8 protein-coding genes are annotated in these 15,771 nt (G+C 36.4%); all 8 read left to right on the top strand.

Annotated elements, in window-relative coordinates; all coding sequences use genetic code 11:
- Positions 1-282 precede the first annotated feature (282 nt).
- The 8 genes from J2W48_RS13055 (at position 283) to J2W48_RS13020 (ending at position 15,641) form a co-directional block, all read left to right on the top strand.
- Entirely contained in the window at positions 283-1,647 is a 1,365-nt protein-coding gene (locus J2W48_RS13055) for a glycoside hydrolase family 43 protein (protein WP_310282029.1), read from the top strand.
- A 145-nt stretch (positions 1,648-1,792) separates the two neighbouring features.
- Positions 1,793-3,490, top strand: a complete 1,698-nt coding sequence (locus tag J2W48_RS13050) for a glycoside hydrolase family 43 protein (RefSeq protein WP_310282027.1) — start codon at positions 1,793-1,795, stop codon at positions 3,488-3,490.
- Positions 3,491-3,617: 127 nt separating this feature from the next.
- Positions 3,618-4,994, top strand: a complete 1,377-nt coding sequence (locus J2W48_RS13045; RefSeq protein ID WP_310282025.1) for a glycoside hydrolase family 43 protein — start codon at positions 3,618-3,620, stop codon at positions 4,992-4,994.
- A gap of 1,019 nt (positions 4,995-6,013) precedes the next feature.
- A complete protein-coding gene (locus J2W48_RS13040; RefSeq protein ID WP_310282023.1) occupies positions 6,014-9,202 on the top strand; it encodes a SusC/RagA family TonB-linked outer membrane protein in 3,189 nt (1,062 codons plus the stop codon).
- Positions 9,203-9,224: 22 nt separating this feature from the next.
- Positions 9,225-10,802: a RagB/SusD family nutrient uptake outer membrane protein gene (locus tag J2W48_RS13035; RefSeq protein WP_310282021.1), complete on the top strand. Its 1,578-nt coding sequence runs from the start codon at positions 9,225-9,227 to the stop codon at positions 10,800-10,802.
- A gap of 19 nt (positions 10,803-10,821) precedes the next feature.
- Positions 10,822-12,336: a glycan-binding surface protein gene (locus tag J2W48_RS13030; RefSeq protein WP_310282019.1), complete on the top strand. Its 1,515-nt coding sequence runs from the start codon at positions 10,822-10,824 to the stop codon at positions 12,334-12,336.
- Positions 12,337-12,423: 87 nt separating this feature from the next.
- Positions 12,424-13,893 carry a cellulase family glycosylhydrolase gene (locus J2W48_RS13025; protein ID WP_310282017.1) on the top strand — a complete coding sequence of 490 codons (1,470 nt, stop codon included), beginning with the start codon at positions 12,424-12,426 and terminating at the stop codon, positions 13,891-13,893.
- 281 nt (positions 13,894-14,174) lie between these two features.
- Positions 14,175-15,641, top strand: a complete 1,467-nt coding sequence (locus J2W48_RS13020) for a cellulase family glycosylhydrolase (RefSeq protein ID WP_310282016.1) — start codon at positions 14,175-14,177, stop codon at positions 15,639-15,641.
- Positions 15,642-15,771: the final 130 nt, after the last annotated feature.

Here is a 15,771-nt window from a genome sequence, read left to right as displayed (position 1 = left end):
TACTACTTATATTTTTAATCTGATCAATGAATACTACTTTCAAGTCTTTGGCATAATCCCGTAGATTCCAGACTGATGCATAAATGTATTCGATATTATAGATTTTTCATTTAATACAATTGGTACACTCTTTCGATACAAAAGGAAACGTTGTATGGTATTGTTTTCTTGTTATTTTGTTTATTAAAGAAGTAAAAAAGACAAATTAATAAAATTGAATTTGAATGAGATATAATTAATCACAGTATTACCTATTAACTATACAAACCAAAAAAAAATATAATGAAAAACCAAGCCAAAATTTTATTTGCACTACTATGTTGTATGTCAGCAATTAAAACAACTGCGCAGAACCCTATTATACAAACTTTGTATACTGCTGATCCGGCTCCAATCGTATTTGGAGATACCCTTTTCCTGTATGTTGGTCACGATGAAGACAATGCTCCGGAAAGAAATTATTTGATGCGTGACTACCGCCTTTTTACCACTACTGACATGGTCAATTGGACTGATCATGGAGCTCCTTTAAAAATAGGTCAGATTTCCTGGTCCACTAACGATGCCAGCGCAGCACAACTTATTGAAAGAAATGGAAAATACTATTGGTATTTTTCTACTGGTGATAAAAATGATCGAGGTGTTTCAGTCGGTGTAGCAGTCTCAGACTCTCCTTATGGTCCTTTTAAAGACGCTATAGGCAAGGCGCTTATAACGAATAGCATGACTACATACGCTCCGCATTTTTGGGATAATCTTGATCCAAGTGTTTTTATCGACGATGATGGACAGGCCTATCTTTTCTGGGGAAATGCAGCTTGTTATTGGGTAAAATTAAATAAAGACATGATTTCCATTGATGGAGAAATTCATGCTTTAGATATTAAGGATAAAACAGCTTTTGCAGGAACATATACGGAGGCTCCATGGGTATACAAGAGAAATAAGAAATATTATCTCGCTTATGCTGCGGAATTTCCGGAAAACATTGGTTATTCCACTTCCAAAAAAATTACAGGACCCTGGAAACAGCAGGGGACACTAATGCCTACACAAAAAGGCAGTAATACCAATCACGCAGGCATTATTGATTACAAGAAAAAATCTTATTTCTTCTATCATAATGATGCATTGCCAGGTGGCCATAGTTACGACAGATCGGTTGCAGTGGAAGAGTTCAGTTACAATGCTAATGGCACAATTCCAAAATTGAATATGACTGATGCCGGCATTGTCAAAGGAGTGGGGACTTTAAATCCATACAAAAGAACAGAAGCTGAAACTATTGCTTTTTCAAAAGGCGTTAAAGCTATAGAAAATAAAGAGAAAGGCGTAATCATCACATCCATTCATAATGGTGATTATATAAAAGTACGTGATGTGAATTTTGGAAAAACAGGTCCATCTTCGTTTAAAGCATCGGCATCCAGTCGTTATAGCGGCGGGACTATTGAAATTCACACTGATGGTCTGGATGGAAAATTGATAGGGACTTTAAATATTTACTATACTGGTGAATGGGAAAACTGGAAAGAATTTTCAACGAATGTAGAAAACACCAAAGGCGTTCACGATGTATATTTTGTTTTTAAAGGCGTAGAGCCACATATGTTATTTAATTTTGATTACTGGGAATTTATTAAATAAAGCCCACAAGAGACCTTTCCTGGATCGTTCCAGTTAAATCAGAAGAATATTATTTTTTAAAAAGAACCAATTTAGCTAATGATGGTTTTTACATCAGTCAGCTAAATTAATTATTTATTATATGATTAACCCAAAAACTATAAAAATGAAATTTAAAAACAAGATCTTATTAACTATTCGTTGTTTGTCAATGATTAAAATAAAAGCACAAAACCTTATTATTAAAAATATTTTCACTACAAATCCGGCACCTATTGCATACAAAAAAATCAGGCCAATTTTAACCTTCCTTGTTTTGCTTGTTCAGGCCGTTGCCTTGGCGCAAGCCACTAATCCCATTATTTTTGCTGATGTGCCTGATATATCGATAATCAGGGTTGGTAAAAATTATTATATGGCCAGTACAACGATGCACATGAACCCGGGTGTGCCCATTATGAAATCCACAGATCTTGTCAATTGGAAACTGATCAACTATGCCTATGATACTTTGGCAGACCTGCCGGCGCTAAATTTGGAACAAGGAAAAAACATCTATAGCAGAGGTTCATGGGCAAGCAGTTTGCGCTACCACAAGGGGATGTATTATCTAACCACTTTTGCACATGACATACCAGGTGAAACCTATATTTTTAAAACAAAAGATATAGAAAAAGGAAATTGGCAAAGGGTTTCTTTTAAGCCATCGTATCATGACAATACTTTATTTTTTGATGATGATGGCAAGGTATATTTAATTCATGGCGGGGATCTGCTAAAAATTGTTGAATTAAATGACGATCTAACAGGAGTTAAACAAGACGTTCCGGAGAGAGTTCTCATCGAAAACGCCAGTACACCAACAGGGAAAGAAGTAGGCCTTGCAGCTGAAGGATCTCAATTATTTAAAGTAAAAGGAAAATATTATCTATTTAATATTTGCGCGCCGCGAGGTGAAATGCGAACTGTACTTATACACAGGGCAGATAATATCAACGGTCCCTGGGAAGGAAAAGTTGCTTTTCAGGATAGAGGAATTGCTCAGGGAGGATTGATAGACACTCCTGATGGGCGTTGGTTCTCTTATCTTTTCCGCGATTATGCTGCCGTTGGCCGCGTTCCTTATCTCGTTCCTGTCAAGTGGGAAGACGGTTGGCCTGTATTAGGAGAAAACGGCAGAGTTCCGGAAACATTAGACTTGCCAGCCAGTAAAGGCTTGATTCCGAATTTGGTTGCTTCTGATGAATTCAATCGCAAGAAAGGACAAGCAGCACTTCCTTTAGTATGGCAATGGAATCATAATCCGGATAACAAACTTTGGACAATAAAAGAAAGAAAGGGATATCTCCGACTAAAAACAGCTAGAATTGATACCGTATTTACGCAGGTAAGAAATATACTTACGCAACGTACAATTGGCCCAACATGCACCGGCTCAACTTTATTGGATGTTTCCAAAATGAAGGAAGGTGATTTCGCAGGATTATGTGCCTTTCAAAAAAAATACGGACAGGTTGGAGTAAAGGTCGAAAATGGTCAAAAATCGATAGTAATGGTAAGTGCCGGTTCAGGTAAACCTGTGGAGGTGCAGCAAATTCCTTTGACACAAAATCATGTTTATTTAAAGATCGATTGCGATTTTACCGGCATGAACGATGAAGCTAATAGCCTTTACGCTCTTAATGGGAAAGATGAAGCTAAATTCTCGTACAGCTTAGATGGAAAAGTCTGGAATCCTATTGGGAATATATTGAAAATGAAATATGACATCCCACATTTTATGGGGTATCGTTTTGGATTGTTTAATTATGCAACAAAAGAAACAGGCGGTTATGCTGATTTTGATTGGTTCAGAATTAAATAGTAAGATAAGCTTGATAACAGATAAGAATTCACAAGTGAATTTCTGATTTTTTAAAAAGGCTCTAAAACGTAGAATCATCAATAACTATCCAACCGAACAAAAAACTTATATTAACTAAATAACTAAAATGAAACATACCTATAAACTTATAGCGACACTTATAACGATTTTAAATTGTTCCATTGGAGAAGCACAAAATCCTATTGTGCAAACCAATTATACAGCAGATCCGGCACCAATGGTACATAATGGCAAAGTGTACCTGTATACAAGCCATGATGAAGATGATGCCAATGCCGACGGTAAGGGTTTTAAAATGCTCAATTGGTCGCTTTATACATCAACCGACATGGTCAATTGGACAGATAATGGAGTAGTTGCTTCCCTTAAAGATTTTAGTTGGGCAAAGCAGGATAATGGTGCCTGGGCAGTTCAGTGTATTGAACGAAATGGTAAATTTTATTTATATTGTCCCACGCATGGGGGAGGTATAGGAGTTTTAGTTTCAGATAGTCCTTATGGTCCATTTAAAGATCCTATTGGCAAGAGACTTATCGATTCTGATCATATTTGGAGCGATATCGATCCTACCCCGTTTATTGATAAGGATGGTCAGGCGTATTTATTTTGGGGAAATCCCGGCTTGTATTACGTAAAACTGAATAAGGATATGACATCCTATTCGGGTGAAGTTAAACAAATACCCAATACTATAGAATCTTTTGGTAAACGCGAAGGAGAAAAAAATGACACAAGGCCTACCACTTATGAGGAAGGACCATGGTTGTATAAACGCAATAGTCTGTATTATTTATTTTTTGCCGCAGGGCCAATATCGGAACATATTGGTTATTCAACCAGTAAAAGCATAACAGGACCATGGAAATATCAAGGTGTCGTCATGCCTGTACAAGGAAATTCTTTTACCAATCATCCCGGCATAATTGATTTTAAGGGGCAGTCCTATTTTTTCTATCACAATGGTGCATTGCCCGGAGGAGGTGGTTTTACCCGTTCGGTATGTGTAGAAGAACTTAAATTTAATAAAGATGGTTCAATCGTGCAAATGAATATGACAGAAGGTATTAAACAGAGTCTAAGGCCATTAAATCCTTATGTCAAAACTGAAGCTGAAACTATTGCCTGGTCTGAAGGAGTGAAGTCAATGAACGATAATGTGGCTGGCAATTTTATTATGGCAAAATACAATGACGCTTTTATCAAAATAAGAGAGGTGGATTTCCGTAAAAAAGGCGCTTCGAAATTCACAACAAGAATTGGCACAACGCACAACGGAAATGTTTCAATGGAGATACGATTGGACACTAAAGACGGAGAGCTACTTGGAACCGTAAATGTACCAATGACGGGAGGCAATGACAAATGGGCATTGCAAACAATTGATGTTAAAAAAGTTTCAGGAATTCACGATTTGTATTTTGTTTTTAAAGGAGAAGCCAAGACTGATATACTGTATTTTGATTATTGGCAATTCTTAAAATAATTTTTTATAAAAAAAGCAATCTGTTGTCTAAATGACCACTGCTGCACGAATCCTTTCGTGTGACTTGCTTTGCTTACAATAGTTGTTGTTTTATAATTTAATACCTTGTTGATAAATTAAATGTTAGCAAGGTATTTAAAGAACATGAAAATATTAGTTTTCTTGGTACATGGACAACGATGGCAATGAACGGCATAGCGCCTGATACCTATTTTTGAATTACGTCGAACACGTTACAGCATAATTATCCTTGCTATAATCCAATAGCCAAACCTATCTCCATTTATTCGAAATGCACCAAACTTATTGGTAAACTCAGATATATTTATATATGTAAATCGGTTTTGCTTCTATAGCACTTCGGTGTATAATAAATTATATAATACTCCAGTTAAAGCTGAAGTCAACTCAAAACCTTCCTTTAATCGAACTCAGATTAAAAATAAAGTATTTGTCTAAAATGCTGAAAGTCTTTTCTAAAATTATTTGAAGTTCACTTAATAGTTTCTATTTCCATTTTGCCCTTTAGCATGACTTTAATTTGTGATGTTGGCAGCTTTTCATACGATCCTGTTTTTCGGCAAAAAAGAATAGCAAATAAAGCCACCTTCCGGCAGACAAAATACTCCTCCAGAATCTATAGAATTCTGTTAAAGAAACTCTTTTAAAATGTGAAATTAATGTTAAAAAAATAGCTTTTAGATGTTGAATTTATTTACAATCAGAGTTGATTTTGAATTATTGAAATGATAATTTTTTATGATATTAAATATGATAATTAAATATTTATAGGTTTTTTTTTATGGCAATTCTACAAATGCAACAATTGATACCGTTTTTAGATACAAAAGGAGCCGTAGTTTGGTGTTACTTTATTGTTAATTTGTTCCCAATGTTACATGGAAATGCATAAGACATTGAAATATAAATATTGAAAATATTTCATGACAGAAAACATCTTTTCATGTAAAATTAAACCACTTAATTAACTAATTAACTAACTCAAAACTAAATTAATTATGAATGAAAAACATGTAATTCAACGCTTTGTAAAAGCAAAAAAACTCTTTGGCAAGTATGCTTTGCTGGTTATGCTTTGTTCGTTTAGCCTGGTATCAGCTCAAGATTCTGAAGTAAAAATTACCGGTACAGTATTAGAAGATTCGAACGGCCAGCCACTTTTTGGGGTTAGCGTTCTCCTTAAAGGAACTAATACAGGTGTGGTTACAGATCTAGACGGTTCATTTTCCATTAAAGCTAAAATAGGAGAGACACTTGTTGTAAACTATCTGGGCTATATAAGCAAGGAAGTAAAGATTGCCGGTAATAAATTAACCATTCGACTGAAAGAAGACGTAAGGGCATTAAACGAAGTGGTGGTAATTGGCTATGGTAAGGCAAAAAGAGCGGATCTTACCGGAGCAATTTCTTCTATTAGCGGAGATGAACTTCGTAAAACACAACCCACTACATTTGATCAGGCACTACAAGGAAAAGTAGCCGGTGTAGTGGTGCAACAAACATCTGGGCAACCAGGAGGTGGGGTTAGCGTTCAGATACGTGGTATGTCTTCCTTTGGTAATAGTTCCCCTTTATATGTAATTGATGGCGTTATAATTGGTAATCGTTCTGAGGGATCTAGTGGTACTAACCCGTTAGCAACTATTAGTCCATCAGATATACAATCTATTGATGTGTTAAAAGATGCGTCAGCAACAGCAATTTATGGTTCGCAGGCAACTAATGGTGTAATTGTTATTACTACTAAGAGAGGTAAAGAAGGAGCGCCAAAAATCTCTTATGAATTTTCAACCGGATATCAGGAACTGACTAAGCAATATCCAACTATGAATTTAAGAGAATATGCTAAGTTTATTAACGACAGGGCTGCTGTTTGGGGGTTTGATGAAAGACCTGAATTTGCTAACCCAAGGTATTTAGGTAAGGGTACAAACTGGCAGGATGAATTATTCAGAAAAGCCCCAACGAGCAATCATGTACTTACATTGAGTGGCGGTAATGACAGAACACAGTATTTAATGTCTGGTTCTTATTTTAGTCAGGAAGGTATAGCGGTAGGGTCTAAATTTACAAGAGCTTCTATAAGACTAAATTTGGATAGTAAAGTGACTAATTGGTTTAAAATTGGAACCAGTTTACAGTTAAGCCATGTTGATGAGGATGTAAATACGACAAGTTCAAATGTTATTGCAGCGGCATTATGGCAAACACCAGATATCCCTGTAAGAAATCCTGATGGTAGCTATGCTGGAGAAAATAGTAGTGAAGGATGGATTAATAAACGTGTAAATCCTTATGCTATAGCACTTATTAATAAAAATAATCCTAAAAGAAATGAAGTATTTGCTAATCTTTACACAGAAATGGCATTTACAAAGGATCTAACTTTTAGAAATGAAGTGTCTGGTAATTTTGCATTTAGAACGCAGGATGAATATTACCCTAAGTATAAGTTTGGGCTAGCTGAGAAATTAGACAATGAATCAAAATATAGCTATAATCAAGACTATTATACTGTTTTTAGAAGTTTCCTTACTTATGCTAAGGTATTTAAGAGCAAATACAATTTTAATGTAATGGTAGGACATGAGGCACAGCTGTCTCAGTCTGAAGGTGTCAACGCGGCAAGAAAAGGTTATGTTTCAGACAATGTTACTAATATAGGTAGTGGTGATGCGCAAACAGCAACCAATGGTGGAACTAAAGGAGACAATGCACTGGAATCTTATTTTGGTCGTCTTATTTTCATTTATAATGATAAATATATATTGACAGGTAATGCGCGTTCGGATGGTTCTTCAAAATTTGGTCCGGAAAATCGTTGGGTTAATACATATTCAGGAGCATTTGCCTGGAAAATCAATAATGAACCTTTCTTGAAAGGTGTAAAAGGGATTAATGAACTTAAATTAAGAGCGGGTTATGGTGAAACTAATAATCAAAATATTAGAAACAATGCTCATTTATCACTATTAACTACTGTACCTACTGCTTTGTCCGGTAGTGCACAACTTACATCTAGTTTAGGAAACTCTAGAGTTCAATGGGAAAAAACAGAATATAGCAATGTTGGACTTGATCTAAGACTTTTTAACTGGAAACTTGGTCTTACAATAGATGCTTATAATCGTTTGACAAATGATTTGTTGATGCAAATTTCATTACCAGCTTATTCCGGAACAACTACTGACTGGACTCCGGGAATTGGATCACCGTTTGTAAATATAGGATCTGTTAGAAATAGAGGGTTTGATCTTCATTTGAATTCAACAAATATAACCAAAGATAATTTTTCCTGGAGTACAGATTTCACATTGTCCCATAACAAAAATAAAGTAATGAAATTAAATACAGATGGGGCTTCTTTGAATTCATTGATTTACGGTCCGGACCAGGTAGTTTCTGAAACAAAAGTTGGTGGATCTATGGGGGATTTTTATGGGTATGTAGTTGATGGGGGCGTATTTGCAACCCCGAGCGATTTTGAGAATCATGCTTTACCTGCTACTAATGATGGTGTTCCCTTACCAATTACGCCAAACTCTGGAGGGGTGTGGTATGGAGACCTTAAATTTAAAGATTTAAATGGGGATGGCATTATCAATGAAAAAGACAGAACCTATTTAGGCTCTCCTATTCCTGATTTTCAATTAGGTCTTGGTAATTCCTTTAAGTATAAAAATTTCGATTTAAATATATTCTTTAGCGCCAGTGTGGGTAATAAAGTAGTAAATGAAATGAGGATAAATGGAGAATATCCTTCGACACAATTTGGTTTCCTAAAAGTATTAGAAGATCATGCGGTACTTGCTTTAGTAGATGAAAATGGGTCTGCTTCAGATGTTAACAACGTATATGTTACAAACCCAAACACTACCATTGTAGGGCTTAGGAATAGTAATACTGCTAATCAAAACCAGCGTTTCTCTGATAAATATGTTGAAGATGGATCTTTTATCAGATGTAAGAATATGACACTGGGTTATACATTCCGCCAGGAACTACTTAAAAAGATACATATAAATACGTTACGTGTATATGCGAGTGTTACCAATGCCTGGCTTATTACAAAATATTCAGGAATGGATCCAGAAGTAGGTTCATGGAATCCTTTACGTGCAGGAATTGATAATGGTTTTTATCCACAAGCACGAACATTTACTTTTGGGCTTAATTTAGGACTTTAACTAAACAAAATAATAACGTATTATGAAATATATAAATTTAAAAAATATTTGTTTGATATTTACCGTGCTTTTTGCGGTAAGCTGCTCGAATGATTTTCTTGATCGTCCTTCTCAATCAGAAATAAGCAGTGAAAATTTTTATCAGACGAAAGAAGAACTTAGGTTAGCTACAGCAGCACTTTATGGTAAACCATGGGCACAATGGAATAATAAAACATATATCCCATTTGGAGATATAATGAGCGGAAACATTGTTATACCATACCAAGGTGGAGACTTAGTAGAACTTAACACCTTTACGCTTAATGGATCTAACCCACGTTTGGGTATTGGTTGGAAAGCGCTTTATATTGTAATTGGACATTGTAATATTACCATTAAGGCTATTGAAAATACTAAAGCAACAATTGCTGAGGCAGATAAGAATGCTGCCATGTCTGAAGCAAAATTTATTCGTGCCATGGCATACTATCATCTTGTTTTATTATGGGGAGATGTGCCTATTGTTGAAGATTATCAGAAGTTAATAGCATCACCTTTAGTAAATAGAAATATAAAAGAAGATGTTTACCGATTTATTACTGAGGATTTAATTTTTGCAGCCGAAAATCTTCCTGCAACTGATGCGCCTGGTAGAGTAACTACCTGGTCTGCAAAAGGTTTGTTAAGTAAAGTATATTTAACGATGGCAGGATTGGGACAATCTGGAGGTACACGTAATCAGGAATATTTGGATTTGGCAAAAAATACTGCAAAAGATGTGATTGAAAACAGTGGTTTAGTTTTGTTTCCTAGTTATTATGATCTTTTTAGAACACAGTTTAATGATAGTTCAGAATCATTATTTGCATTACAATGGACTACAGGTGCAGGTTGGGATGAAGGTAATATGTTATTGACCTATTCACCAACTCAAGATATTAATCCTCAAAAAGCTGGTGGTTGGGGTGGTCCATTAGTTAGTTATGATTTATATTCAGCTTATGCGAAGCAGGATTCCATAAGACGTAAAGCGACTATTATGATAACAGGAGATCATTACCCTGAGTTAAATGCTGCTGAAGGTGGTTATACTGCTACTTATCCAACTATGAAGAAACACATTATTGGTAATGAAATAGATAACAATGCACCTGCAATGACATTTACTAGTTCCATATTACATACGCCATTACTAAGATTAGCAGATGTTTATTTAGTTTATGCTGAGGCTATCTTGGGCAATAATACTTCTACATCTAATGCGGATGCCTTATTGTATTTTAATAAGATAAGAACGCGTGCAGGTGTTGATCCGGTAACAGTACTTGATATGGATGTTATCTTAAAAGAAAGAAGGCTTGAATTTGCTTGTGAAGGACATTACTGGTATGATTTGGCAAGACTTTCTTATTTTAATCCGGCAAAAGCAATCAGCCTGCTTAGTAATCAACAGCGAGTAACATTTGAGTATAACAGCGATACTGAAATAGCTGAGCCTAATGATCCTATTGGAGTCATTTCTCCGGCAACCATTGCTACTTTTACTTTACAATTACCTTCAACAGAATTAATTGCTAATCCAAAATTGAATGAACCTTCTGTTCCTTATTATGAATAGTAATAAAAAATATATAAATATGAAAAAATTATTAAATAACCGTATTAGTCATTTGCTGTTTTTAAGCATGATGTTGATTATTGCAATGTTAACATCATGTAATAATGATGATGATTCAAATGGTGCCCCTGTTATTACTGCAGTAAGAAATTATGCACCCGCTCCTAATGATACATTAGTGACAAGTATTATCCCCGGGCAATGGATTGTAATCCATGGAAAGAATTTAAAAAATGCTACCAAGATAAGTTTTAATGGTAGTATTGCTCCGTTTGATGCTGGACTGTTTTCAGATGACAAAGCTGTTGTACAAATTCCTTGGGATGTGCCTTTTTCTAATGTTGACCCCGCTCTTCTTAATACTATAAGTTATACCACTACAAGCGGAACAACTTCTTTTGAATTTGATGTAATTCCACCGCCAGCTACCATCACAGGCAATTCGATGACTGCTGCTACTATGGTAGGTGATTCGATTTATATTTATGGTACCAATTTATATTTGGTAGAAAAATTGACTATAGCGGGTGTAGAGATTTCATCACTTGCAACAGCAGACAATGGTAGTTCCATCGGATTTGTACGTCCAGAAATTAATGCACCAATGCCTTGGGCAGGAGAGCTTGTTCTTGCATCTGGTATCTATGAGTTTGATATTGAAATTGTTCCGGAAATTTTTGCTGTTTCTAATGCAAATCCTTCGCAAGGCGATTTGGTACGTGTGTATGGTAAAAATTTGAGTGGTGTTTCAAGTTTTAGTTTTGGAAGTAAGGTTATTACAGATTTTACAGTAGAACCAGAAGGTTCTTATGTTGAGTTTTTGGCTCCTGACATGAACTTCGCTAGTGGACCAGTGACCATTGTTAATTCTTATGGAACGGTTAGTACTCCTTATGCTGTAAATACTCAAAAAGAACTTTGGCTAGGTCTTTTAGCAAATTTTGAATGGGGTGGTTATTTTGGTTTTGCATGGTGGGGAGATATTAGTTTAAATAGTAACATGGCCGATTTTAATGGTTCGATGGGAACAAATACAAGTCAGTATGTGTTTTTTAATACGCCTATTTTAGCAGCTGGGGAGAGTAAGTACGCCCCATTGGGTAATTCTGATACTGGTAATAAATGGATGCCTGTGGAAAATCTTTCAGATCCTGTTGAAAACTGGGGTCTTCAATTTGAAATAAGTGTGGCTCAGCCATGGAATGGGGGTACTCTTTATATTAAAACTGAATTTGCAGATGAAACTTTTGTAGCGCGTTATGAGCCATGGAAAATTCCTGGTTCTAATAAGACTCTTGCTTATAAAACGGATGGTTGGCAAACCGTAACTATTCCTTTATCTCAATTTAAATCAAAAGTTGATGAATTAGGGGATGGTATAGCAGCTACTAGTTTAAATAAATTACTAGGAGCTACTGGTGCGACTAGTTATAATATGACCCTTAAAAATTTCGCTTCTTCAAAAACAGCAACAGGTTTTTATGCAGCTATTGACAACATCAGAGTTGTGAAAATCAAACAAACAATTGACTAAGTAATAGTTAAGATCTGCGGGCATCCAATAGAAAGGAAATATTCCCGCAGGTCTTAAATAGAAATTTATTAATTCAAAAAATAAAAAATGAGACTTAAACATTTTTATAGAATTGTACTACTTCTGATCGTTACCGGATTTTCGGTCTCTTGTTCAAAAAACGATGACGAGGACCCACAATTAGTGGTTTCAGCAACAACTGTTTCTTTTGAACCAGAAGGAGGTACATCAGAAGAAATCACCATTGATGCAAACAGTGAATGGAGTGTCAGTAATCCGGCAACATCCTGGTTACAATTAACCAAAACGAGTGGCGCTAGTGGGACTACAGTAATAAAACTTATAGCTCTAAAGAATGAAACGCTTAAATTAAGCCGCTCGGTTGTACTAACTGTTGATGCAAATAATGGTCAGACCCGAAGAATCACTATTAAACAGAGAGCTAACTTTTATCCATCATATAATTTAGAGCCTAAAGCTCCCGATGCAACCGATATGAGCAGCACAGCCGTGGAATTGGCAGCAAAAATGCATTTGGGAATAAATTTTGGTAATACAATGGTAACCCCAGAAGAAGGTGTGTGGAATGCTAAAGTTACCGAATCGTATGTGAAATTTGTAAAAGGATTAGGTTTCAATACTGTACGGCTTTCTGTTGGCTGGGTTTGGGGTCATTTAAGCGATCCAGATAAAATGAAAGTTGACCCTGAGTGGCTTGAGCGTGTGCACGAAGTGGTTGGATGGTGTGTGAAAAATGATATGTATGTGGTATTAAATGCTCATGCAGATCTTGGCTGGCTGGAAGACAATGTCACTCTGGAAATGGAAGAGTCCGTTAATGCGAAGCAAAAGGCGCTTTGGGAGCAGATCGCTACAACCATGCGTGATTTTGACGAACGTCTTATTTTTGCAGGTACGAATGAACCTAAGGTAGATACTCCTGAGCAGATGGCCATACTTAATGGTTATCACGAAACATTCATCAAGGCAGTTCGCGCAACAGGAGGAAAGAACAGTTATCGGGTACTGGTTGTGCAGGGGCCTATCACTGACAGTCATAAAACTTATAATCTGATGAATACGCTTCCTCACGACCCGGTACCTAATCGTATGATGGTTGAGATACATAGCTACACACCTTCTACATTTACGCTACTAACGGATGAAGATGTAAGCTGGGGCAAAATGGCTTACTACTGGGGAACTGATAATCATTCTACTATTGAGCCATTACGCAACGCAATCTTTGGAGAAGAGGATTCAATCATTTCTGAATTCCAGAAGATGAAAGAGAAGTTTGTTGATAAAGGTATCCCTGTGATTTTGGGTGAATATGCATCATGGAGGCGGACTGCCGACCTTGACAAGCCTGTTCCTTTGGATACGGACAAGCACAACAAATCTGTGGATTACTGGGCAAAATATGTAACTAAACAGGCTAAACTACATGGCATTGTGCCATACTGGTGGGAGATAGGTTTTATGTTAGACAGAGCTAATGATAAGGTAAAAGATCAGGCTATGTTAGATGCCATTATTGAAGGATATAATCAGTAATATAGTTTCCATTATAGCATAAGGTTATTTTGATTTATTTGCCAAGGGACTCGAAAAAAATAAAGTGTTTAATCAGGGTATTATAGATACTATGACTAAATGAAAATACAGTATTGAAGAGGTATCATGCATTAGAACTATTAAGCAGGATTGAATTTAAAAAATCTGCGACTTTTAGGAGTCGCAGATATACTACAAATAGGTAATCACACTGAAACCATGACTTCTAAACTTAAAATTCATTAATTGCAATAAAAAAATATTAATTCAAAAAACAAAAAATGAAACTTAAACATTTTTATAAAATTGTAGTAATGCTGATTGTTACCGGATTTTCGGTCTCCTGTTCAAAAGACGGAGACGAAGCCCCACAATTAGAGGTTTCAACAACAACTGTTTCTTTTGAGCCAGATGGAGGAACATTTGATGTATCACTTACAACAAACGGCACATGGACTGTTTCTAATCCAGCAACAACTTGGTTGCAAATAAACAATACGAACGGTGGGAGTGGAACAGCAACAATAACATTAACGTCTGGAATGAATGGTTCTGGATTGACCCGTACAGCTGTAATTACAGTTGTGTCAAGTAATGGACAGGAAAGACGGATAAAAGTTACACAAACAGGTAATTTATATCCATCATATAATTTAACCCCTAAGGCTCCCGATGCAACCGATATGAGCAGTACAGCGGTACAATTGGCGGCAAAAATGGGAATGGCAATAAATTTTGGTAATACCATGGAATCTCCAGTCGAAGGGGAGTGGAATAGTAAATTGACCTTAGAGTATGTGAAATTTGTAAAAGGATTAGGTTTCAATACTGTACGGCTTCCTACTGGATGGGTTTGGAGTCATTTAAGTGATCCAGATAAAATGAAAATTGACCCTGAATGGCTTAAACGTGTGCATGAAGTGGTTAAATGGTGTGTGGAAAATGATATGTATGTGATGCTGAATGCTCACGGAGATGATGGTTGGCTGGAAAAAAGTGTCAATGCGGCAAACCAAGAGGTGATTAATGCGAAGCTAAAGGCGATTTGGGAGCAGATTGCTACAGAAATGCGTGATTTTGATGAGCATCTTATATTTGCCGGCACAAATGAACCTTCGGTTGAGAATGCAGAGCAGATGGCTATACTTAATGGTTATCACGAAACTTTCATCAAGGCAGTTCGCGCAACCGGAGGCAAGAATAGTTACCGGGTGCTGGTTGTACAGGGGCCTTCAACTGACATTATTAAAACTTCTCAGCTGATGACTCCAACTACGCTTCCTCATGACCCGGTACCTAATCGTATGATGCTTGAGGTACATTTTTATGGACCTTGGCATTTTAATCTAACAGAAGATGGATTATATAATCCGGACACCAAAGCGAGTTACTACTGGGGGGCTGGGAACCATTCTACTATTGAGCCATTGCGCAACGCACCTAATGGGGAAGAGGATGAGCTCCGTGCAGAAATGGGAAAGATTAAAAAGTTTGTTGATGCAGGTATCCCTGTGATGCTGGGTGAATACGGAACCTGGAGGCGTACTGCCGAGTATAACGGACAGATTCCTCTGGATACGGATATGCATAACAAGTCTGTGAATGCCTGGGCAACTTTTGTTACCAAAACGGCTAGAGAAAATGGTATGGTACCATTCTGGTGGGAGATAGGTTTTATGTTAGACAGAGCTAATAATAAGGTAAAGGATCAGGCTATGTTAGATGCCATTAAAGCAGGATATAATTAATAATATAACGGTAATTATAATGTAAGGGTTTTTTCTTCCCTGAGACTGGCAAAATATTCGCCAGTTCCGGGGAAGGATCAAACTCTTTATTATATAATTAATTGAAACAAACCCTTAACGAGTATCCGTT

This window comes from Flavobacterium piscis, assembly GCF_031457575.1.
GTDB lineage: Bacteria > Bacteroidota > Bacteroidia > Flavobacteriales > Flavobacteriaceae > Flavobacterium > Flavobacterium piscis_A.
Note: the sequence above shows the minus strand (reverse complement) of the source record. Positions and strands in the feature narration are given on the sequence as shown.